This window comes from Corticibacter populi (assembly GCF_004217315.1).
GTDB classification, from domain to species: Bacteria; Pseudomonadota; Gammaproteobacteria; order Burkholderiales; family Burkholderiaceae_C; genus Lampropedia; species Lampropedia populi.
This window is the reverse complement of sequence record NZ_SGWR01000002.1, coordinates 156,664-179,230: the sequence shown is the minus strand read 5'-3', so window position 1 is coordinate 179,230 and position 22,567 is coordinate 156,664. Positions and strand designations below refer to the sequence as shown.

At 65.9% G+C, this 22,567-nt stretch carries 18 protein-coding genes; 13 read left to right on the top strand and 5 right to left on the bottom strand.

The genetic code is table 11. From position 1 onward, the window contains the following. Position 1: 1 nt before the first annotated feature. The 3 genes from EV687_RS06995 to EV687_RS06985 form a co-directional block, all read right to left on the bottom strand. Positions 2-772 carry a DUF4126 domain-containing protein gene (locus EV687_RS06995; RefSeq protein WP_122230709.1) on the bottom strand — a complete coding sequence of 257 codons (771 nt, stop codon included), beginning with the start codon at positions 770-772 and terminating at the stop codon, positions 2-4. Positions 773-1,030: 258 nt separating this feature from the next. Further along, positions 1,031-1,822, bottom strand: coding sequence for an enoyl-CoA hydratase/isomerase family protein (locus EV687_RS06990; protein ID WP_122230707.1), 792 nt, complete (start codon positions 1,820-1,822; stop codon positions 1,031-1,033). A 13-nt stretch (positions 1,823-1,835) separates the two neighbouring features. Continuing rightward, entirely contained in the window at positions 1,836-3,443 is a 1,608-nt protein-coding gene (locus EV687_RS06985) for a carboxyl transferase domain-containing protein (RefSeq protein WP_122230705.1), read from the bottom strand. A gap of 71 nt (positions 3,444-3,514) precedes the next feature. On the opposite strand from EV687_RS06985, the gene EV687_RS06980 reads away from it, so the two are divergent. Then, the gene (locus EV687_RS06980; RefSeq protein ID WP_122230703.1) at positions 3,515-5,419 is read left to right on the top strand and encodes a Na+/H+ antiporter; all 1,905 of its coding nucleotides are present in this window, start codon (positions 3,515-3,517) and stop codon (positions 5,417-5,419) included. Between the two features lie 56 nt (positions 5,420-5,475). Here EV687_RS06980 and EV687_RS06975 read toward each other — a convergent pair whose 3' ends face one another. Next, positions 5,476-7,209 (bottom strand): AMP-binding protein, encoded by a 1,734-nt coding sequence (locus EV687_RS06975; protein ID WP_122230701.1) that lies wholly within the window; start codon positions 7,207-7,209, stop codon positions 5,476-5,478. 242 nt (positions 7,210-7,451) lie between these two features. On the opposite strand from EV687_RS06975, the gene EV687_RS06970 reads away from it, so the two are divergent. From EV687_RS06970 to EV687_RS06950, 5 genes are all read left to right on the top strand, one after another. Then, positions 7,452-8,513 (top strand): AraC family transcriptional regulator, encoded by a 1,062-nt coding sequence (locus tag EV687_RS06970; RefSeq protein ID WP_122230699.1) that lies wholly within the window; start codon positions 7,452-7,454, stop codon positions 8,511-8,513. Positions 8,514-8,757: 244 nt separating this feature from the next. Continuing rightward, the gene (rnk, locus tag EV687_RS06965) at positions 8,758-9,168 is read left to right on the top strand and encodes a nucleoside diphosphate kinase regulator (protein ID WP_122230697.1); all 411 of its coding nucleotides are present in this window, start codon (positions 8,758-8,760) and stop codon (positions 9,166-9,168) included. Between the two features lie 52 nt (positions 9,169-9,220). After that, on the top strand, positions 9,221-11,218 hold the full coding sequence (locus EV687_RS06960) for a dynamin family protein (protein ID WP_165392812.1): 1,998 nt from the start codon (positions 9,221-9,223) through the stop codon (positions 11,216-11,218). Continuing rightward, positions 11,215-12,315: an A/G-specific adenine glycosylase gene (gene mutY, locus EV687_RS06955; protein ID WP_122230693.1), complete on the top strand. Its 1,101-nt coding sequence runs from the start codon at positions 11,215-11,217 to the stop codon at positions 12,313-12,315. Before EV687_RS06960 ends, mutY begins: the two co-directional genes overlap by 4 nt. Positions 12,316-12,444: 129 nt before the next feature. Continuing rightward, positions 12,445-13,230, top strand: a complete 786-nt coding sequence (locus EV687_RS06950) for a MetQ/NlpA family ABC transporter substrate-binding protein (RefSeq protein WP_122230691.1) — start codon at positions 12,445-12,447, stop codon at positions 13,228-13,230. A gap of 139 nt (positions 13,231-13,369) precedes the next feature. On the opposite strand, the gene EV687_RS06945 is transcribed toward EV687_RS06950, so the two are convergent. Continuing rightward, positions 13,370-14,599 carry a Y-family DNA polymerase gene (locus tag EV687_RS06945; protein ID WP_207226408.1) on the bottom strand — a complete coding sequence of 410 codons (1,230 nt, stop codon included), beginning with the start codon at positions 14,597-14,599 and terminating at the stop codon, positions 13,370-13,372. Between the two features lie 198 nt (positions 14,600-14,797). On the opposite strand from EV687_RS06945, the gene EV687_RS06940 reads away from it, so the two are divergent. The 7 genes from EV687_RS06940 (at position 14,798) to mraZ (ending at position 22,561) form a co-directional block, all read left to right on the top strand. Continuing rightward, the gene (locus EV687_RS06940) at positions 14,798-15,727 is read left to right on the top strand and encodes a PhaM family polyhydroxyalkanoate granule multifunctional regulatory protein (protein WP_207226407.1); all 930 of its coding nucleotides are present in this window, start codon (positions 14,798-14,800) and stop codon (positions 15,725-15,727) included. A gap of 297 nt (positions 15,728-16,024) precedes the next feature. Next, positions 16,025-17,152 carry a CobW family GTP-binding protein gene (locus EV687_RS06930; protein WP_122230689.1) on the top strand — a complete coding sequence of 376 codons (1,128 nt, stop codon included), beginning with the start codon at positions 16,025-16,027 and terminating at the stop codon, positions 17,150-17,152. 367 nt (positions 17,153-17,519) lie between these two features. Then, positions 17,520-18,002, top strand: coding sequence for an RNA polymerase-binding protein DksA (gene dksA, locus EV687_RS06925; RefSeq protein WP_122230687.1), 483 nt, complete (start codon positions 17,520-17,522; stop codon positions 18,000-18,002). Between the two features lie 42 nt (positions 18,003-18,044). Next, on the top strand, positions 18,045-19,745 hold the full coding sequence (locus EV687_RS06920; protein WP_122230685.1) for an STAS domain-containing protein: 1,701 nt from the start codon (positions 18,045-18,047) through the stop codon (positions 19,743-19,745). Between the two features lie 65 nt (positions 19,746-19,810). Beyond that, positions 19,811-20,359 carry an ATP-dependent protease subunit HslV gene (hslV, locus tag EV687_RS06915; protein ID WP_122230683.1) on the top strand — a complete coding sequence of 183 codons (549 nt, stop codon included), beginning with the start codon at positions 19,811-19,813 and terminating at the stop codon, positions 20,357-20,359. Between the two features lie 180 nt (positions 20,360-20,539). Then, positions 20,540-21,868: an ATP-dependent protease ATPase subunit HslU gene (gene hslU, locus EV687_RS06910; RefSeq protein WP_122230680.1), complete on the top strand. Its 1,329-nt coding sequence runs from the start codon at positions 20,540-20,542 to the stop codon at positions 21,866-21,868. 261 nt (positions 21,869-22,129) lie between these two features. Next, positions 22,130-22,561, top strand: a complete 432-nt coding sequence (gene mraZ / locus EV687_RS06905; protein ID WP_122230678.1) for a division/cell wall cluster transcriptional repressor MraZ — start codon at positions 22,130-22,132, stop codon at positions 22,559-22,561. Positions 22,562-22,567 lie beyond the last annotated feature (6 nt).

The following is a 22,567-nucleotide window of genomic DNA, read 5'->3' as shown; positions in this document are numbered from 1 at the left end:
GTCAAGGGGATGGATGGGGCGGTGCGGGATCGGTGCCGAAGAAGCGCCTGAAACGCCGCCAGGCTGCGCGCAGGAAGCGGAACATCAGCCAGGTGATGGCCCACATGCCGAGCACGGCGAACACCAGCACGACGATGAAGACGAGCGGGTTGGTCAGCGCCAGCCAGATCGCGCCGATGCTGGCGCCGTCCTCGGCCAGGCTGGCGCCGACGTTGGAGAGCGGCTCGGGCGAGGTGTTGATGGCCGCGCGCGTGGTGGTTTTGGCAGCCTGGCTGGTGGCGGCCAGCGTGCCGCCCATCAGCGCCGCGACCATGGCCATCGAGGCGTTGTCGGCGCCGAACACCGAGGCGGCCAGCGCCGCGCCGGCGGGCACGCGGATGACGCTTTGCAGCAGGTCCCACAGCGAATCGAGGCCAGGGATCTTGTCGGCGAAGAATTCGGCGAACAGCATGATGCCGCTGAAGAACAGCACGACCGGGCTTTGCAGGACGCCCAATGCGCCGGGCAGGGTGAGCCATTCGAGGTAGCCGGCCAGGCCGATGGCAAACACCACGGCGTACAGGCGCAGTCCACTGGCCCAGCCCAGCGCAGCCGCCAGTGCCAGCAGGCTGGTCATGTCCATGCTGCCGAGGGCTTTCTCGACGTGGCCGCCGAGTTCGCTGGCCGTGCCCTGGACGGCCGCGCCATCGAGGTGGAGGCCGGCGCTGTGCAAGCCGTCGATGACGCGCTCGGTCAGGGATTGCCGTGTTGGCGAGGTGTCTTCAGTGGCCATGGAGCGCTCCGTTTGGGTGCTGGAAGACGTGATTATTGGCTTTGGCGCGTGGCATGCGGGGCCGGGTGGCCGAAAGCGTGATCTGCCAATGGCCGTGGCGCTTGTCCCGGCGACGCCCGCTTGGGCGCGGCATGCGGCCCCGCCAGCCCCTTGCCTCGGGCTGAGGCCGCGCTGTGTGCCCGGCGGCGCAAGGGTTTTCTCGGTATCGGCAAAGAAGGCCAGCCGGTTCCAGGAATGCTGTCTCGCGTTCCATGCGCATCACTCCAGCCAGCGCGGCGGGCGTTTCTGCAGGAAGGACTGCACACCCTCCTTTCCTTCGTCGCTGGCGCGGATGTCGGCAATGCCTTCGACGGTGCTGGCGATCAGTGCCGCGTCGATGTCGCGGCCGGCCACGTCCCGAACCAGCCGCTTGCAGGCCTTGACGGCTGCCGGGCTGGCCTGCGCCAGTGCCTGGGCGATGTCGGCCACCTTGGCATCCAGCGCCTGGGCGTCCGCGGCGACCTCGTGCACGAAGCCGATGCGCAGCGCCTCGGCGGCGCTGAAGCGCTCGGCAGTCAGGAAATAGCGGTGCGCGGCGCGCGGGCCCATGGCGCGGATCACATAAGGGCTGATGGTGGCGGGAATCAGCCCGAGCCTGACCTCGCTGAGGCAGAAGCCGGCTGACTCCACCGTCACGGCGATGTCGCAGGCTGCCACCAGGCCCATGCCTCCGGCGTACACATCGCCCTGGACGCGTGCCAGCGTGGGTTTGGGGCAGGTGTGGATCACGCGCAGCATCTCGGCCAGCCTGGCGGCGTCGGCGAGGTTCTCCTCGCGCGTGTAGTCGGCCATGCTGCGCATCCAGTTGAGGTCGGCGCCGGCGCAGAAGGCCTTGCCCTCGGCTGCCAGCACGATGGCGCGGACATCGCTGCGTGCGCCCAGTCCGGTGAAGGCGGCCGTGAGTTCGGCAATGACTTCGTCGTTGAAGGCATTGCGCATGTCGGCGCGGGCCAGGGTGATGGTGGCGACGCGGCCGCCATAGCCGCCGTGTGTGATGTTCAGGCTGGACATGCTGGCACTCCTCTCACATGCGGAACACGCCGAACTGCACGTCCGGCACGGGCGCGTTGCGGCTGGCCGACAGGCCCAGGGCCAGCACCCGGCGGGTGTCGGCAGGGTCGATCACGCCGTCGTCCCACAGGCGGGCCGAGGCGAAGTAGGGATGGCCTTGCGCTTCGTACTGGTCGCGAATCGGCGCCTTGAAGGCTTCCTCCTCTTCGGCGGTCCATTGCCCGCCCTTGCCTTCGATGCCGTCGCGCTTGACGGTGGCGAGCACGCTGGCGGCCTGCTCGCCACCCATCACGCTGATGCGCGCGTTGGGCCACATCCACAGGAAGCGCGGCGAGTAGGCGCGCCCGCACATGCCGTAGTTGCCGGCGCCGAAGCTGCCGCCGATGATGACGGTGAACTTCGGCACGTTGGCCGTCGCCACCGCCGTGACCATCTTGGCGCCGTGGCGGGCGATGCCTTCGTTTTCGTACTTGCGCCCGACCATGAAGCCGGTGATGTTCTGCAAGAACACCAGCGGAATCTTGCGCTGGCAGCACAGCTCGATGAAGTGGGCGCCCTTTTGCGCGCTCTCGGAGAACAGGATGCCGTTGTTGGCGATGATGCCCACCAGCATGCCTTCGATGCGGGCAAAGCCGGTCACCAGCGTGCTGCCAAAGCGCGCCTTGAACTCGTCGAAATCGCTGTCGTCGACGATGCGGGCGATGATCTCGCGCACGTCAAAAGGCTTGCGGGTGTCGGTCGGGATGATGCCGTACAGCTCTTCGCCGGCAAAGCGCGGCGGCTTGGGTGCGGCATCGGCGGGGTGGGCGGGTTTGCTCCACTGCAGGTTCTTGACCTTCTCGCGCGCGATTGCCAGCGCATGCGTGTCGTTTTGCGCCAGATAGTCGGCGACGCCCGAGAGGCGGGTATGCACGTCGCCGCCGCCCAGGTCTTCACTGCTGACGACCTCGCCGGTGGCGGCTTTGACCAGCGGCGGGCCGCCCAGGAAGATGGTGCCCTGGTTCCTGACGATGATGGTCTCGTCGCTCATCGCCGGCACGTAGGCACCGCCGGCGGTGCAACTGCCCATCACTACGGCGATCTGCGCGATGCCTTGCGCGCTCAGGTTGGCCTGGTTGTAGAAGATGCGGCCGAAGTGGTCGCGGTCGGGGAAGACCTCGTCCTGGTTGGGCAGGTTGGCACCGCCGGAGTCGACCAGGTACACGCAGGGCAGGCGGTTCTGCTGCGCGATCTCCTGCGCGCGCAAATGCTTTTTCACCGTCATCGGGTAGTAGGTGCCGCCTTTGACGGTGGCGTCGTTGCAGACCACCATGCACTCGACGCCTTCGATGCGGCCGATGCCGCAGATCAGCCCGGCGCCGGGTGCGGCGCCGTCGTACATGTGGAGGGCGGCCAGCGGGGCGACCTCCAGGAATGGCGAGCCCGGATCGAGCAGCGCCTGCACGCGGTCGCGCGGCAGCAGTTTGCCGCGTGCCAGGTGCCTGGCGCGCGCGGCTTCGCCGCCGCCTTGTTCGATGGTGCTGAACTGGCGGTTCAGGTCATCGACCAGCGCGCGCATGGCGTGGGCGCTGGCCTGGAAGTCGGCGGCGCGGGGGGTGATTTTTGAGTTCAAAATAGCCATGTTTTCTTCCTCGCTGGCTTGCGGGCAAGCCGGTGTTGTTTCATCTTGATGGATTCTTTCCCTGCCAAGCCATGCATACCGTTGAAATCGTCTTGCTGGTGCTGATGTTCGGAGCGGTATCGGGCCTGGTCTCGCGCTATGTCACCGCCATTCCGCTGCCGCTGCTGCAGATCGCGCTGGGCGCGGCGCTGGCCTGGCCGCAGACGGGCCTGCACATCGGCTTCGATCCGGAGCTGTTCCTGCTGCTGTTCATCCCGCCCCTGCTGTTCGCCGACGGCTGGCGCATCCCCAAGCGCGAGTTCTTTGCGCTGTACCGGCCGATCCTGATGCTGGCGCTCGGGCTGGTGCTGTTCACCGTGGTGGGGCTGGGCTATTTCGTGCACTGGCTGGTGCCCTCGATGCCGTTGCCGGTGGCTTTTGCGTTGGCGGCGGTGCTCTCGCCCACCGATGCGGTGGCCGTCTCGGCCATCACCCGCAACCTGGGCATGCCGGAGAAGACCATGCGCATCCTCGAGGGCGAATCGCTGCTCAACGATGCATCCGGCCTGGTGGCCTTGAAGTTCGCGGTGGCGGCCGTGATGACCGGCGCCTTCTCGTGGACCGAGGCCGGCAAGGATTTCCTCTGGATGGCCGTGGGCGGCGTGGCTGTCGGCGGCGCCCTGGGCTGGGTCTTCGGCTACGTGCGCATGGTGGTCACGCGCCGCCTGGGCGACGTGGTGGCCACGCAGATGGTGCTGCTTTTGCTGCTGCTGCCGTTCGCCGCCTACATCCTGGGCGAGCGCGCCAGCGTCTCGGGCATCCTGGCGGCGGTGGCCGCGGGCATGACCACCAACTTCAGCGACCTCACCCGCAGCAACTTCATCTCCGAGCGCATGCAGACCGTGGGCGCGTGGATGATGGTGGAGTCGGCCTTCAACGGCGCCATCTTCCTGCTGCTGGGCCTGCAGCTGCCGTCGATGGTGCGCGAGGCGATGCACCTGAACATCTACAACGAATGGCAATTGATTGGCATCGTGCTGGCCATCACCGCGGTGGCGCTGGGCCTGCGCTGGCTGTGGCTGGCTTTTGGCGTGCACGGTTCGCTGCTGGCCGTGCACCACAAGGGCGTGATGACGGAAAAGCCCTCCTGGCGCCTGACGCTGGTCTCGACGCTGGCGGGCATCCGCGGCGCGGTCACGCTCGCCGGCGCTCTGTCGATTCCGTTGCTGCTGCCCAGCGGCCACAGTTTCCCGGCACGCGACCTGGTGGTGCTGCTGGCTGCCGGGGTGATTCTGGCGACCCTGCTGATTGCCAGCATCGGTCTGCCGATAGTGCTGCGTGGCCTGCCGCAGCCCAAGGAGCCGCCCTCGCTGCGCGAGGAACGCCATGCTCGCGTGGCGGCATGCCATGCGGCGCTGCAGGTGCTGCAGGCCGTCGATACCGAGGCGGGCACCGCTTCCGAGCGGGCATTGCGCGTGGCGGCCATAGGGCGGGTGGCGCAGGACTACCGCAACCGCCTGGCCATTCTGGAGGAGGCAGGCGATCCGGATGTGGCCAAGCTCAGCGACCGGGCCAAGCGCGGGCGCGAGCAGGTGCTGGAGCTGCAGTTGCGGCTCAAGGCGCTGCAGGCCGAGCGTGACGAGATATACGTGCTGCGCCGACGCCACCTGATCAATGACGATTCGCTGCGCAACCTGGTGACCGAGCTGGATCTGTGGGAGGTCTCTGCCAGCCAGCGCTTGCGTGCCTCGCAGGCCAATGTGCAAAGCCTGGAAGACGCGCTGGAGGCGGCGCGTGCCGCCAGCGCCAGTAGTGTGTCCGCGCCGGCGCCCGCAGTTGCTGATGGCGCGGAAGTCCCCGGACCTGCCGGACCTGCCGATACCGCCGATGGCATTGCAGCGCCCGATCCGGAGGCGTCCGTATTGCAGCCCGGGGTCGAGGCGCCCGCCGCCGCCGGGGAGGCGCCTGCTGCCAGCCGCAGCGATCCTCCGGCCTGATGGCAGGGTGGCGGCAGGCGTGGCGCCTGCCGTCCGGGGCGTGAAGGGGCGCAGCATCATGCGGTGGGCGATGTCTTCAGGCCCAGCAACTGCTTCATCTCGTCGCGGATGGCGAACTTCTGGATCTTGCCGGTCACCGTCATCGGGAAGGCCTCGACGAAGCGGATGTAGCGCGGCACTTTGTAATGGGCGATCTGGCCCTTGCAGAAGGCGCGCACGTCCGCTTCGGCCAGCTCGGCGCCGGGCTTGGCGATGATCCAGGCGCACAGCTCCTCGCCGTATTTCTCGTCGGGCACGCCGACGACCTGTACATCCTGGACGCCGGGGTGGCGGTACAGGAATTCTTCGATCTCGCGCGGGTAGATGTTCTCGCCACCGCGGATCACCATGTCCTTGATGCGGCCGACGATGTTGACATAGCCCTGGTCATCCATCGTCGCCAGGTCGCCGGTGTGCATCCAGCCTTCGGCGTCGATGGCCTCGCGGGTCTTTTCCTCGTCACCCCAATAGCCGTGCATCACCGAGTAGCCGCGCGTGCAGAATTCGCCCGTCTGGCCGCGTGGCACGGTCTCGCCCGTGTCCGCGTCGATGATCTTGATCTCCAGGTGCGGCTGCACCTTGCCGACGGTGGTCACGCGCCGCTCCAGCGGCGTTTCGGTGTCGCTCTGGCAGCTCACCGGGCTGGTCTCCGTCATGCCATAGGCGATGGTGATCTGCGAGAGGTGCATGTCCTTGACCACCCGGCGCATCACCTCGATCGGGCAGGCGGTACCGGCCATGATGCCGGTGCGCAGCGTGGAAAGATCGAATTCGGCAAAGCGCGGGTGGTCCAGCTCGGCGATGAACATGGTGGGCACGCCGTGCAGGCCGGTGCAGCGCTCGGCCTGCACGGCCTCGAGCGTGGCCAGGGCGTCGAAGCCGTCATTGGGGTAGACGATGGCGCTGCCGTGCGTGAGGCAGGCGAGGTTGCCCAGCACCATGCCGAAGCAGTGGTAGAGCGGCACCGGGATGCACAGCCGATCCTCAGGTGTGAGCTTCATGCATTCGCCGATGAAGAAGCCGTTGTTGAGGATGTTGCGGTGCGTCAGCGTCGCGCCCTTTGGAAAACCCGTGGTGCCGCTGGTGAACTGGATGTTGATCGGGTCGGTGCTGGCGAGGCCATGCTGCATTTCGGCTACGCGCGGGTCGTCCGCCGCGCCGCTGGCGAGCAGCTGCGAGAAGCGTTGCATGCCGGCCTGCTCCGGGCCCAGGCCGGCCACGTCAATCCAGTACACCTGGCGCAGCAGCGGCAGGCGGCGCGCGGCCAGGCGGCCCGTTTCGCCTGGCTGCGAGTCGGCCAGTTCAGGAGCCAGCTCGCGCAGCATCGCCAGGTAGTCGCTGGTCTTGAAGCCGGGCATGGTCACCAGCGCCCGGCAGCCTACCTTGTTCAGCGCGTATTCGGCCTCGGAGGTGCGATAGGCCGGGTTGATGTTGACCAGGATCAGTCCGATCTTGGCCGTGGCCAGCTGCATCAGCACCCATTCGGCGTTGTTGTGCGACCAGATCCCGATGCGCTCGCCGGGCCTGAGGCCCGTGCCGAGGAGGGCGCTGGCCAGGCGGTCCACTTGCGCCTGCAACTCGCGGTAGCTGTAGCGCAGGCCCTGGTGGCGGCTGACGAGGGCGGGGCGATCGGGCTGGCGGGCCACCATCGCATCGAAGAAGTCGCCGATCGTCTGCTCCAGCAGGGGCGGGTTGGTGGCGCCTTGGTCATGGCTGGCGGAGGACGGGGCGGTCGACGCTGGATCGGTCATGGCGGTTTGTCTCCTTGAGTCAGGCTCCGGGTGCAGGTTCTCTCCATGGTGCGCGGGGCGCACGATTGGGGCGCCACGCGGCGCGCCTGCTTTTGCCGCGATCTTACTGCCAGGCCACGCCCGGCTTGTGTCCAGGTCGCGCCCAGGATGCGACAAGAAAGTCGCAAAAGATGCCAGAATTCACATTCAAGGCCGACGCTGGCGGTCAGTCCCTCCTGCGCGCCCTTCGTTTTCAGCCCTCCATGATCCAATCCTCCCGTCCCCAGCCATGCGGCCGTGGCCCTGCCGAGCCGGTTCGTGCCACACCGGTGGCCTTCATCGAGGCCATCGTGCAGGCCTATGCGCGCCGCGGCATGCAGGCTGCGGCGGCATTGGCCGAGGCACAGATCACGCCAGCCGAACTTGCCGACGGAGAGGGCTGCGTGACCGCCCGGCAGATGGAGCGTCTCTCGGCCCTGGCGATGCGCGAGCTCGATGACGAGGCGCTGGGCTGGTTCGGGCAGCCACTGCGCTGGGGCAGCTATGGCATGCTGCTGCGCGCGTCCATCTCGGCGCCCGATTTGCGCGTGGCGCTGGCGCGCTGGTGCCGCCACCATGGCCTGCTCACCCGCGATGTCCGGCTGCAATTGCAGCAGCAGGGCGGCGTGGCCAGCATCGCCATCGACGAGGCGGCGCTGGCGCCGCAAGCGCCTTGGCGCGCGTTCTGCCTGGTGTCCTTGCTGCGCAATGTGCACGGCATCAGTTGCTGGCTGCTTGATTCACAGTTGCCGCTGCGGTCGATCGAGCTGCCCTTTGCCGCACCGCCTTATGCGCAGCAGCTGCAGGGCATGTTTCCGGGGCCGATCCGCTACGGCGCGCCGCGCGCCGCGATGCGCTTCGAGGCCGCCTACCTGGGCATGCCGGTGCGGCGCAGCGATGCGGCGCTCAGCCAGATGCTGCAGCGCGCGCTGCTGGTGATGATCAAACCCTACCGGCGCGACCGGCTGATGCAGCAACGCGTGCGGCAGCTGCTGCAGCAGTCCGACGCCGCTGCGGCCCAGACCGCCCAGGCCCTCGCTCAGCAGTTGCATGTGTCGGTGCGCAGCCTGCACCGCTTCCTGCAGGAAGACGGCACTAGCCTGCAGGCCATCAAGGACGAGGTGCGCAGCGAGCGGGCCCGCCAGTTGCTGGTGCGCACGCGCCATCCGGTCAAGAAAATTGCCGGCATGGTCGGCTTCGACAACGCCAAGAGTTTCACGCGTGCCTTCACGCGCTGGACGGGGCTTTCGCCGCTGCAGTTTCGCCAGCGCCATGCGCAAGCCTGAGCCTGCCGCGCTTTTTCCGTGAGCAGGCGCACGATTGCGGTAATGCGGTAATGCGGTAACGGGTTGCTCAAAGAACGGTCGTTACATGGCCGGAGGCCTGCGGGTTATGGGATACAGTACGAATACGTACGGTCGGGGCAGAGCCCATGCGGCGGCCCCGACCGCCGGGCGCCAGTTGCCGGCACCGTGAGAACCCATGCCCCGCACATCGCCGCATGCCAAGCGGGTTGCCAGAGAAAAAGCCATGAGCAAACCACCACTGATTCTGTCCTCCCTCGATGTGGAACGCATCGAGGGTTTGCTGGCGAACATGACATCCAGCGAGTTCGCGGGCAAGGATATCCTGGAAGGCGAAATCGATCGCGCCGAGATCCTGGCGCCCGAGCAGATCCCGCCCACCGTGGTCACGATGAATTCCACCGTGCGCTTCCTGATCGTCGAGACGGGCAAGGAGTTTGCACTGACGCTGGTGTATCCGCGCGACCAGCAGGGCTTCGATGACCGCGTCTCGGTCTTCGCGCCCATCGGCAGCGCCCTGCTGGGGCTGTCGGTCGGCGATGAGATCAACTGGCCTGCCCCGGGTGGCAGGACCATGACCGTGCGGGTGCTGGAAGTGCTGTTCCAGCCCGAGCGCAGCGGGGAGCTGCACCGCTGAGAGGCATTGGGCCGCCAGGGCGGCTTGGGAGGCACAGGCACGGTGATCGATGATGGAAGCAACAAGCGTGGCGGCTGAGGGCCAGACATTCAACCAGCGTTTCGACGAGTATGGCCAGTGGCGGGAGGTCTTCGTCAAGGAACTGCAGGCCTTTGCGCAATGGCTGGCCGAGCGGGGCCTTGGCAGCAGCGCCGCGCTCGAACGCCTTGCACGCCTGCAGGAGCAGGCTTTCGACGACAAGATCACCGTGGCCTTCGTGGCCGAATATTCACGTGGCAAATCCGAGCTGATCAACGCCCTGTTCTTCTCCAGCTACGGTCGACGCATCATGCCCGCCAGCGCCGGCCGCACCACCATGTGCCCGACCGAGCTGACCTGGGATGCGGCGCGCCCGCCCAGTGTCCAGCTGTTGCCGATCGAGACGCGCAAGCTCAGTGCCAGTCTGGCCGACTGGCGCCTCAAGGGCAGTTCGTGGCTGACGGTGCCCATCGACGCGCGCTCGGCCGACGACGTGGCCAAGGCCGTCCAGCGCGTCACCGAGACCACGCAGGTCAGCCAGGAGGAGGCCAGGCGCCTGGGTTTCTGGAACGACGAGGATCCCGCCGACAACCCGCCATTGACACCCGCCGGCCTCGTCGAGGTGCCGCGGTGGCGCCATGCCGTCATCAACTTTCCGCATCCGTTGCTCAAGAAGGGGCTGGTGATCCTCGACACGCCGGGCCTCAACGCCATTGGCGCCGAACCGGAGCTGACGGTGAGCCTGCTGCCGCAGGCGCAGGCGGTGCTCTTCATCCTCGGTGCCGACACCGGCGTGACCCGCTCGGACCGGCAGATCTGGCAGGAGCACCTGCTGCGCCACATCGATGCGGTGGGCCTGCGGCTGATCGTGCTCAACAAGATCGATACGCTGTGGGATGCGCTCACCAGCAAGGAGGAGCAGGCCGAGCAGATTCGCCGCCAGCGTCATGGCGTGGCGCAGACGCTCGGGGTGCCGGTCAACCACGTGCTGGCGGTTTCCGCGCAGAAGGCGCTGGTGGGCAAGATCACGCGCGATGCCGCGCTGGTGCGCGCCAGCGCCATCCGGCAGCTTGAATCGGTGCTGGTCGACAGCCTGTTGGGCCAGCGCCACCTGATCCTGCACCAGAGCCTGCTGACGGGCCTGGCCGAGATCAGTGCCGAAGCCCAGCGTCTGCTGGGTATGCGGTTGCGCGACCTGACCGAGCAAAGCCAGGAGATCGCCGGCTTACAGGGCAAGAATGCCAGTGCGCGTCGCAGCATCCGCGCGCGGCTGGCACGCGAGCGCAAGGAGTTCGATGCCTGCGTCAATAAAGTGCTGGGCCTGCGCGCGGCGCAGAACAAGCTGCTCAATCAGGCCTTCCACGAACTCGGCGGCAAGACCATCAAGCGTGAGCTGGCCGAACTGGCCGCGCAGCTGCAGGGCAAGATGCTCACGCTGGGCTTCCAGAAGCCCTATCTGAAGACCTTCGCGCGGCTGCAGGAGGTGCTCGAGGGCAGCCAGGACATTGCCGGGCAGATCCAGCGTATGCTGGCCGAATCCTATGTCAGCCTCAACACCGAGTTCGGTTTCAGCCTGGCCGCACCGGCCACGCTGGACCTGAGCGCTTTCAAGGCGGATCTGCAAAAGATCGCCGAGAGCAACCGGCACATGTTCTCGGTCGGCAACGCCTTCAAGATGTCCTCGGGCGAATTCGCCGATCGTCTGGTGGCGGCCATCGCCATGCGCCTGCGTGCCGTGTTCGAGGCCGCCGCCAACGAGATGGAACTCTGGAGCAAGGCCAGTACCGCACAGCTGGACATCCAGCTCAAGGAGCGCCGCCACAACTTCGTGGTGCGCAGCGAGACCATCGAGCGTATCCAGCAGGCCGACCTGGACTTGGGCACGCGCCTGCGCGAGCTCGACGACCGCCTCATCGATGTGCGGCAGGACCAGCTGCAGCTGCAGCGCCGCTCCGAGGCGCTGGCGCAGACCGTGCACGACGCCGGCCGGGCCCTGCAGGCGGCCGCACAGGCCCATTCGGACCCGGCATGAGCGCTGCGGGCTCCTTTGCCCAGCGGGTCATCCGCTGGCAGCGCCAGCATGGGCGCCACCAACTGCCCTGGCAGAACACCCGTGATCCCTACCGCGTCTGGCTTTCCGAGATCATGCTGCAGCAGACGCAGGTGCAGACCGTGCTGCGCTACTACAGTCGCTTTCTCGAAGCGTTTCCGGATGTGAAGGCGCTGGCCGCAGCGTCCGAAGATGCCGTGCTGCAGCTCTGGAGCGGCCTGGGCTACTACAGCCGGGCGCGCAATCTGCACCGTGCCGCACGAGCCGTCGCCAGCCAATGGCAGGGCGAGTTTCCGCACAGCGCCGCTGCGCTGGCCACCTTGCCCGGCATCGGGCCATCGACCGCCAACGCCATTGCTTCCTTTTGCTTTGGCGAGCGGGTCGCGATTCTCGACGCCAATGTGCGCCGGGTTCTGGCGCGCCATCTGGCATTTGGCGAAGACCTGTCCAGCGCGCGTGCCATCGAGGACCTCTGGCGGCAGGCTGATGCGCTGCTGCCGCATGGTTCGCCCGAGGCGCTGGTGCGCGACATGCCCAGCTACACCCAGGGCATGATGGACCTGGGCGCGCAACTGTGCACGCCGCGCCAGCCGCGGTGCGAGCAGTGCCCGGTGGCGCAGGATTGCTTGGCGCACCGGAGCGCCCGGGAGCTGGACTTCCCGGTGCGCAGCCGCAAGCTCAAGCGCAAGGCGGTGGCCTGGTGGTGGCTGATGCTGCGCGACCCGTCGGGCCGGTTGTGGTTGCAAAAGCGCCCGGACACCGGTGTCTGGGCCGGGCTGTACTGCTTTCCGAGCTATGCGTCGGAGCCCGAAATGCTGCAGGCCGTGACGGCCCTGGGGCTCGATGACCCCCGGCCCGGCTGGCTGCCCGCGCTCACGCATGTGCTCACGCACATGGACATCCAGCTGCTGCCGGCCGTGCTGCAGCTCAGTGAGACAGCCGATCCAGAAGCCATTGCGCGGACGCTGGGCGCCGGGATGTGGGCGGATGCTCAGGGCCTCGCGGCCCAGGCCCACGGGGTACCGGCACCGTTGCGACTGGTCGTGCGCGGGCTTGATGGAATGGGAGGAATGGAATAGATATATGCATTGATGGCTATATTTATATTCTTATATATTCTTTTATCGATATATGGGGTCGTGCCTACAATCGCCGCCACCGGGCCGATTCATGGCCTTCCAAAACATCGTCGAACAAGGAGTATCCGCATGATCAAGAAATTTGTACCTCTGCTTGCCCTCTCGCTGCTGGCCTGGAGCGCCCATGCGCAGCAGAAGCTGGTGGTAGGTGCCTCGCCGGTGCCGCATGCCGAAATCCTGGAGCAGGTAGTGCCCGTGCTCAAGCAGCAGGGCATCGACCTGGAGATCAAGGAATTCACCGACTACGTGCTGCCCAACACCGCCGTGGAGGAAAAGCAGCTCGATGCCAACTATTTCCAGCACCAGCCGTACCTCGACAGCTTCAACGCCGACCGCAAGACCAGCATCGTGGCAGTGCCGGGTGGCGGCATCCATGTCGAGCCTTTCGGCGCCTATTCGAAGAAGATCAAGGCGATCGACGAACTCAGGGACGGTGCCATCGTGGCGATTCCCAATGACCCGACCAACTCCGGCCGCGCACTGCTGCTGCTCGACAAGTTCGGCGTCATCAAGCTCAAGGACCACAGCAAGATCAGCGCCACCCCGGCGGACATTGCCGAGAACCCCAAGAAGCTGCAGTTCCGCGAGCTGGAAGCGGCCATCCTGCCACGCGCGCTCGATGACGTCGACCTGGCCCTGATCAACACCAACTACGCGCTGGAGGCCGGACTGGTGCCGACTCAGGACGCATTGCTGATCGAGGGTGGTGATTCGGTGTACGCCAACTTCATTGCCACGCGGGCCGATCGCGTCAATGATCCGGCCATCGGCAAGCTGGTCCAGGCACTGCGCACCCCCGAGGTCAAGGCCTTCATCGAGACCAAGTACAAGGGCGCCATCGTGCCGGCGTTCTGAGTAATCTGTTCACGATCTTTTCGCGGGCCACCAGCCGGGCTGTGGTTTGCTCCTTGCAGCCATGGTTCTCCTGCCACAACGGCAAGCGCGCCGAGACTATGAACTCGCTCTGAGCATGGCGCGCAGCCGAACCTGAGCTTCAGCCGAAATCGAGCGGCAACTGTGGCCCGGCATCCTGCCGGGCCTTTTTGTGTCCGCTCTGCTGGGCTCCGCTGAGGATGGCAAGGCCTGGCGTGGCTGCCGGCCGCAGGCCATCGACCTTCACGCCCAGCAGCCGGAAGCGCCGCTGCAGGTCCACGCGCTTGAGACAAAGGCCGGCCACCTGGCGGATCAGCGCGACATCGCTGGTATAGCCATCGATCGACTGGGCGCGCGTGGCGATGCGGAAGTCGCCATAGCGGATCTTGATGCCGATGGTGCGCCCCACATACCCCTTGCGCTGCAGATCGGCCGCCACCCGCTCGCACAGCGAGCTGAAGATGGTCGAGAGCGCCTGGCGGTCCTGCACCGCATGCAAGTCGCGCTCGAAGGTGGTCTCGCGGCTCATCGAGACCGGTTCGCTCTCGGTCTCCAGCGGCCGGTCGTCGCGCCCCCAGGCCACCGCATGCAGCCAGGCGCCATAGGATTTGCCGAATTGCTCGATCAGCAGCGCCAGCGGCTGCGCCGCCAATTCACCGATGCTGTGAATGTCCATCTGCTCGAGCTTCTGGCCCGACTTGGGTCCGATGCCGTTGATCTTGCGGCACGGCAGCGGCCAGATGCGCGTCTGCAGGTCCTCTTCATGGAGGATCGAAATACCATGGGGCTTGTTGAACTCGCTGGCCATCTTGGCCAGCAGCTTGTTGGGAGCCACGCCGATCGAGCAGGTCAGTCCGGTGGCTTCGAAGATCGATTTCTGGATCAGCCGCGCCAGCACCCGGCCGCCCTCGCGCTGGCCACCGGGCACGTCGGTGAAGTCGATGTAGACCTCGTCGATGCCGCGGTCCTCCATCACCGGGGCAATGGCGGTGATGACGTGTTTGAACTGGCGCGAATAGCGCCGGTACTCGTCGAAATCGGCCGGCAGCCTGTAGGCTTCCGGACACAGCTGCGCGGCCTTCATCATGCCCATGGCCGAACCGATGCCGAACTGGCGCGCCTCGTAGGTGGCGGTGGTGATGACGCCGCGTCCCACATAGCTTTTGAGGCGGGCGAACTTTTCCAGTGGAATCTCGTTCGGCGGAAGGGCCTCGAGCGCGGCATCGTCCAACCAGCCGGGGCCGCGCCGGCCACCGCCGACGACCAGCGGCAGGCCCTTGAGCTGGGGCTGGCGCAGCAACTCCACCGATGCGAAAAAGGCATCCATGTCGAGGTGGGCGATGCGCCGCATCGGGCGTGGGGTCGGTTCTTCTTGCGCCGTGGCGTCCATAGGGTTCGCTGGACTTGCCAGCCAGCGATAAAACGGGGATATTGCGGCCGATGGTACTCCAAGCAGCGGCCCTGCCGCAGGCAGCCGCCGGGCGTGCCGGCATCAGTGCTTTGCTGACTTGGTGAATATGATGTTCGGCCCAGGCCTGGGAGGCAAGACATGTCCAATGACAACGCCCAATCGCAATGGATGGAGTTCACCCGCTTCGTGCCGGGCTTCGACTTTCTGCGCCAACTGGTACCCGCCGGGCTGGCCGGCACTTCGGCCGCCAGCGGCACCGGCGCCGGTGCCGCTGGCATGGCAGGTCCGGCTGCTGCTTTCCAGCATTGGCTGGCACCCACGCTGGATGCCGGCGAGGTCCAGAAGCGCATCGACGAGCTGCGCACCGTCAAGTTCTGGCTGGAGCAGAACAGCCGTGCGCTGGATGCCACCATCCAGGCACTGGAGGTGCAGAAGATGACGCTGGCCACGCTCAGGAGCATGAACCTGGGCGCACAGCAGTTCGCGCAGGCGGTGCATCAGGAGGTTGGTCGAGGCATGGAGCGCGGCGCTGAAAGCGCTGCGGCATGGGCCGCTGCGTCGCCAGCCGAGGCTGCGGCACCGACCGAGGCGCCCCAGGCGGCCAGCAGTGCCGGACCCGCCGACGGCGAGGACGCTGCCGATGCGCAGGATGAGCGCACCGCCAGCCCTGGACTGGCGGAGTTGCAGGCCGCCCAGGCACAGGCCATGCAATGGTGGGGGGCGCTGACCGAGCAGTTCCAGGGCATTGCCAGCCAGGCGCTGGATGATCTGGGCCGCAACATGGCTGCGGCAGCGCCACAGACGGCGGCCGAGGACGCCGTGGCAGGCGGCGACCAACCCGCAGCGCAAGCAACCAGGGCGCGAGGCGCGGGCAGCGCGGGTGGGGCGGCGAAAAAGCCGGCTGCGAAGACCGTGAAGAAGACGGTGAAGCAACCCGCCAGGAAAACCGCAGGCAAGACCACGAAGACAACAAGGGCCGCGAAGCCCGAACCGGCCGGCACTGCCGGTGCGCCGACCACTGGCAAGGCTCCGGGCAGGAGGCCGCCGGCTGCGTCAGTGCCGCGCTGAGCGGTCGTCTCGCCAGGCCTGCTGCGCCGCATGCCTGTTCATGCCTGTTATTTGTGCAGCCTACCGGCCTTCACTGGGCCATCCCATGGCCGGCGACAGCTTGTCCACAGGTTTTTCCACCGCCGCGGTGGACAGCGCAGGAAAAGCGCCGCCTGCCAGGGCTTGACGAACGCAGTAAACTGAATGGCGCGCCATGATGCGACCCGCATCGGCGCGCTTTTTTCTTGGCGCGTGCTTCCGGCATGCGCCGCAACGATCGCCTGGCGATGTGCCAGGCGCTCCATGACAGGATTTTCCATGGCACTGATCTCCGCAACCATCCTGACCGGCTTTCTGGGCGCCGGCAAGACCACTTTGCTCAACCGGGTTCTGCAGGAGGCGCATGGCCAGCGCATCGCCGTGATCGAGAACGAATTCGGTGAGGAAAACATCGACAACGACATTCTGGTGCGCAATGAGGGTGAGCAGATCGTGCAGATGAGCAATGGCTGCATCTGCTGCACCATCCGCGACGACCTGCGCCAGACCCTGCAGACCCTGGCAGGCAGGCGCCGCGCCGGCGAGCTGACGTTCGACCGCGTCATCATTGAAACCACCGGCCTGGCCGATCCGGGCCCGGTGATACAGACCTTCTTCATGGACGACGAGGTGGCCGAGAACTACCTGCTCGACAGCATCATCACCCTGGTCGATGCGAGGCATGCCCAGCAGCAGCTCGACGACCGCCAGGAGGCGCGCCGGCAGGTCGGCTTTGCCGACCAGATCTTCCTCTCCAAGACCGATCTGGTGAGCGAGCAGGAAAAAGAGGCGCTGATCCATCGCCTCAAGCACATCAACCCGCGCGCGCCCATCGAGGCTGTGCACTTCGGCGAGGTACCGCTGGGCAAGGTGCTGGACCTGCGCGGTTTCAACCTCAATGCCAAGCTGGACATCGACCCGGAGCTGCTCGAGGGCGATGGCCATGGACATGATGACGGGCATGCGCACCACGATCATGCCCATGACGGCCACCATGGGCACGCGCATGGCGAGCACTGCCATGACGAGCACTGCTCGCACCCCCATCACCATCACCACGACGATGATGTCAAGAGCTTCGTCTACAGGGCCAACCGGCCGTTCGATCCGGTCAAGCTCGAGGACTTCCTGGGCGCCATCGTCAATGTCTACGGCCCGAAGATGCTGCGTTACAAGGGCGTGCTCGACATGCAGGGCACCGACCGCAAGGTGATCTTCCAGGGCGTGCACCAGCTCATGGGCAGTGATCTGGGGCCTGCCTGGCAGCCCGGCGAGGAACGCATCAGCAAGATGGTGTTCATCGGCATCGACCTGCCCAGGGACATCCTGGTGCAGGGGCTGGACCAGTCGCTGGTGGCACTGCAGGATCGGGCACACCAGGCCAGCGCCGAAGGCCACGCGGCATAGCAGTTCGGCCGCAGGAATTTCCTCGAACAGTGGATACGGGAAGGCCTGCCGTGCCAGTCCTTCCAGACCACGGTCGTGGCCGCGCTGTGATGGGTGGCTCGCGTGGTTTTGAAGGCTGTTTGATGCCAGATCCGGGCATTTTTGCGGTTTGCGTGGTTTTTTCGAGTAATCTGGCTACAATGCCTGCGCCCAAGGCAGCATCATGAGGGGTTTGACGGCCCGAGGGGTTCGCTGCCTGGGTCGGCGAAGCCTGTATCTCACGTCCCCACGTCGACCGCGTCCGGTGCCTTTATGCAGCGGTGGCGTGCCGGAGCGGGCAGACCCGTTGCAATCTCTCGGTTTTGATTCAGGAAGGGCTGTACCAGCCATGGCAACCAAATCCACGACCAGCCCCAAGGCATCCGCCAATGTGGCAAAGACAGCATCGGCACCCGATGTGGCAAACCTGACCGATCAGGACATTCTCGCCATGCCCGAGCAGGATTACATGAATCCGCTGCAACTGGCCTTTTTCCGCCACAAGCTCGAGAGCCTCAAGGCCGACATGCTGCGCAAGGCCGGTGCCACCACCGAGTACCTGCGCGAGGAAGTCTCGGTGGTGCCCGATCCGGCCGATCGCGCCACCATCGAGGAGGAGCACGCGCTCGAGCTGCGCACCCGCGACCGCGAGCGCAAGCTGCTCAAGAAGGTCGAGCAGTCGATCGCCAGCATCGACGCCGGCGACTATGGCTACTGCGAGGAAACCGGAGAGCCCATCGGTATCGGCCGCCTGCTGGCGCGCCCGACCGCCACGCTCTCGCTGGAGGCGCAGCAGCGCCGTGAACTCAAGCAGAAGATGTTTGGCGACTGATGCGCCAGCAGGGCGCCTGACGACCCCAGCATCTGCCCGGCCATGAGCAAGGATCACAACAGCACGTCGAGTCCGGGCTTCCTGTCCAAGGTTGTCAAGTTCGTCAGCAACCCGACGCGCGACTGGAAGGAACTCGACTCGCTGCACAGCGCGGCCGAGGAGGATCCGAGCGAGCAACTCGTGCGCGAGCGCATCGAACGCAAGCGCCGCAACGACTTCATTCGCCGCAGCGAATTCGCGCAATTGCGCAAGATCATCAATGCGCGGAAAAAACAGCGTCAGCCCCAGGTTTCGCCGAGTATCATGGCCAAGCTCGCATCCAGCGCAGCGGCCGTCAGGAGCGAGGGCGAGCAGGCCCTGAACACCATCCAGAGCCGCTCGGGCACGCTGCAGAAGATCAACGAGATCGAGGAGCAGCTCTCCAAGCAATGGTGGCAGGGTCAGCCGGGCGGCTCACCCGGCACCAAGCGGCCGGCCACCTTGCCCGAGGCAAGCGCCGGCGAGCCGCAGGAGGGAGCTTCGGACTTCTTCCTGGCCGATGGAGACAGCCTGTTCTTTGCCGATGCCGTTATTGCCCAAGTACAGCGGGCCCGGCAGAAGCTGGCACGGCAGGTGGCAGACGCGCTGGCGCCGGCCGAAGAAGACCCCGTGATCGCCAGGCTTCGTGCCATCGAGGCGATGTGGGCGCATTTTGGTTTTGAGGAGGATTTTGTGCATCAAGCGGACCTGGAAGAGGCGTCCATTCTGTTTGCCAGCAACCGTGTGGCCGATGCCGAGAAGGTGCTGGTCGACGTGATCCGCAAGCATGCGGGCGCTGATCCGGCAGCGCAGGTCGACATCTGGATGACCTTGTTCGATCTGTACCGGGCCACTGGACAGCAGGAACGCTTCGATGCCGTGGCGATCGATTTCGCCAAGCGCTTTGGCCGCACCGCACCGGTCTGGATCTCGCTGCCCGAGCAATTGGGCGTGCCTGATGCCGATGCGGTCGCCAAGCGCCATTTCTCCTGGACCAGCCCACCCGACGTGACGCCGCAGACCATGGCCACGGTGGCTGCGCTGCAGGGGCGCGCCGCCGCTCCCTACCAGTTCAACTGGACGCGCCTCAAGAGCATCCAGCCCGACGCTGTCGAGGCGCTGCGCGAGCTGATCGAGACGTTGAACGATCAGTCCGGTGCGGTGCAGTTCACCGGGGGCGAGCAACTGCTGGCGCTGGTGCAGGCCCAGACCCCCACCGGGGACGCGGCGGTGCCACGCGCCTGGTGGCAGCTGCGTCTGGCACTGCTGCGCCTGTTCGGCCAGGCCGAGCCGTTCGAGGAGGCTGCGCTGGACTACACCGTCACCTACGAAGAATCGCCCCCGGCCTGGCGACCGCCACAGGCGAGCTACCAGGGGGAAGGGCATGCCGCAGGTGCCGGAGCAACGCTGATGGCTACCGGACGGAGCGAACAGGCCGCGCCCGAACTGCACAAGGCAGCCTTGGAAGGGCGCGTCGAAAACGATGCCACCGAGGTGCTCGACCATGCCGTTGCCGAGTTGCCGGCGGATGCCCCCGTGGCCATCGACTGCAGTCGCCTGCTCAGCATCGACTTCCCGGCCGCCGGCTCGGTGCTCAACTGGGCCGCCCAGCAGCAAAGCCAGGGCCGCGCGGTGGCCTTCACCAATGTGCATCGACTGGTGGCGGTGTTCTTCAACGTGGTAGGCATCAACGAACTTGCGCGCATCGTGCCGCGCAAGAACTGAACAAACATCCGAAAGCGGCGGTTCTGCGCTCTTGTAAACCGGGCCGCCGGCCCGATATAGCGCCGATGGAACAATTTCACGGAACCACCATTCTGAGCGTGCGTCGGCAGACTGCCGAGGGCAAGGTCGAGGTCGCCATTGGCGGCGACGGCCAGGTCACGCTGGGCAACATCGTCGTCAAGGGCACGGCGCGCAAGGTGCGCAAGCTCTACCAGGGCCGCGTGCTGGCCGGCTTTGCCGGAGCCACGGCCGATGCGTTCACGCTGTTCGAGCGCTTCGAGGCCAAGCTGGACAAGCACCAGGGCCACCTGACCCGTTCGGCCATCGAGTTGACCAAGGAGTGGCGCACCGACCGCGTGCTGCGCCGCCTCGAAGCCATGCTGGCGGTGGCCGATGAGACCGCCTCGCTGATCATCACCGGCAATGGCGATGTGCTGGAACCCGAACAGGGCATCGTGGCCATCGGTTCGGGCGGCGCTTATGCGCATTCGGCCGCCAAGGCCCTGCTGGCGCATTCCGAGCTGTCTGCCGAGCAGATCGTGCGCGAGTCGCTCAAGATCGCCGGTGAACTGTGCATCTATACGAACCTGAACCATACCGTCGAAGTACTGTGATGCCCGCGTGGTGCGTCCCGGTACAGGCCGTTTAGGTCGTTGCGGGCCCGCACCCGGCAGCCTTTTGCCGGGCCTGCTGGAGCGGTCTGCCTGGCTTTGTGGCTGGTGCCGGGCTTGCCGCAGAACGCGCACAGCCATTCCCCTCTCCCTTGTCTCTGCCCCCCGATGGAGATTCCCCGTATGTCATCCATGACCCCCCAAGAAATCGTCTCCGAGCTGGATCGCCATGTGGTTGGCCAGGCCTCGGCCAAGCGTTCCGTGGCCATTGCCTTGCGCAACCGCTGGCGCCGCCAGCAGGTCGCCGAAGGTCTGCGCTCCGAGATCACACCCAAGAACATCCTGATGATCGGCCCGACCGGCGTGGGCAAGACCGAGATCGCGCGGCGCCTGGCGCGCCTGGCCGATGCACCTTTCATCAAGGTCGAGGCCACCAAGTTCACCGAGGTCGGCTATGTCGGCAAGGATGTCGACTCCATCATCCGCGACCTCGTCGAGGTCTCCCTCAAGCTCGAGCGCGAAGCGGAACTGCGTCGCCTGCGCAGCCGCGCCGAGGACGCTGCCGAGGACCGCATTCTTGACGTGCTGATTCCCGCTGCGGCGTCCGCCCAGGCCTCGGCGCCGGCAACGGCCGACAGCACCGCACGCCAGGTGTTCCGCAAGAAACTGCGCGAAGGGCAGCTCGACGACAAGGAAATCGAACTGGAGCTGCGTGACGCCAAGCCGCAGCTGGAAATCCTGGGGCCGGCAGGCATGCAGGACATGGCCGAGAGCCTGCGGGAGTGGATGGGGCAGATGCAGCAGGACCGCAAGACGCGCCGCAAGCTGCGCATTGGCGAGGCGCGCAAGCTGCTGGTCGATGAGGAAGCCGGCAAGCTGGTCAACGAGGAGGATATCCGCAGCAGCGCCTTGCGCAATGCCGAGCAGAACGGCATCGTCTTCATCGACGAGATCGACAAGGTGGCGGTGCGCAGCGAATCCTCCGGCTCCGACGTCTCGCGCCAGGGCGTGCAGCGCGACCTGCTGCCGCTGGTCGAGGGCACCACGGTGCAGACCAAGTACGGCATGGTCAAGACCGACCACATCCTCTTCATTGCCTCGGGGGCTTTCCATTTGGCCAAGCCCAGCGACCTGATTCCCGAACTGCAGGGGCGTTTCCCGATCCGCGTCGAGCTCAGTTCGTTGTCGGTGCAGGACTTCCAGGCCATCCTGGTCTCCACCCATGCCTCCATCGTCAAGCAGTACCAGGCCCTGCTGGAAACCGAGGGCGTGACGCTGCAGTTCGAGCCCCAGGGCATCGAGCGGCTCGCGCAGATTGCCCACGACGTCAACGAACGCACCGAGAACATTGGCGCGCGGCGCCTCTCCACAGTGATGGAACGCCTGCTCGACGAGGTCAGCTTCAATGCCACCAAGCTGCAGGGACAGACGTTGGTTATCGATGCCGCCTACGTCGACGGGCGCCTTGGCGAGCTCAGCCAGGACGAGGATTTGTCGCGTTACATCTTGTGAGCGATGCCGCAGGGCATTGCCTGCTCTTAATGCATAACTTGGCATACACCTGCTAAGTTGTTCTTTTTCAATAATGTTTATCCGCCAGTCCGCATCTCGTGGAGTGGCGGCTAACTCATTGATTCCATTGAAAATAATTGTGTTCGGCATGGCCGTTCTCCCAAAATCCTGCTAAAGTGCAAATTAGTGCCATAAAGTGGTGAATAGTGGTATTTTTGGGGTGAAGCGGGGCGAATCGAGCCCCCGGACTGGCCAAACAAAATGCTTTTTCAAGGGGTCTCATCGTTGAGTCTGGATGCCAAGGGGCGGCTGTCTGTGCCGACCCGGCATCGTGACGTCATCACGGGCCAGTTCGAAGGGCGTTTGACCATCACTCGCAACCCCGACGGCTGCCTGATGGTGTTTCCCCGTCCTGAGTGGGAGAAGTACCGCGAGAAGGTGTTGCAGCTGCCCGAATCCGCCAAGTGGTGGAAGCGCATCCTGGTGGGTAGCGCGATCGACGTGGAAATGGACGCCACCGGCCGGGTGCTGGTGGCGTCCGAGCTGCGCGAGGCCGCCAAGCTCACCAAGGAAGCTTTGTTGCTCGGCATGGGCAGCTATTTCGAGCTGTGGGACAAGGCCAGCTACGAGGAGGGCGAAGCCGCCGCGATGGCGGGCGGCATGCCCGATGCGCTCAAGGACTTCACCTTCTGAGTGGCC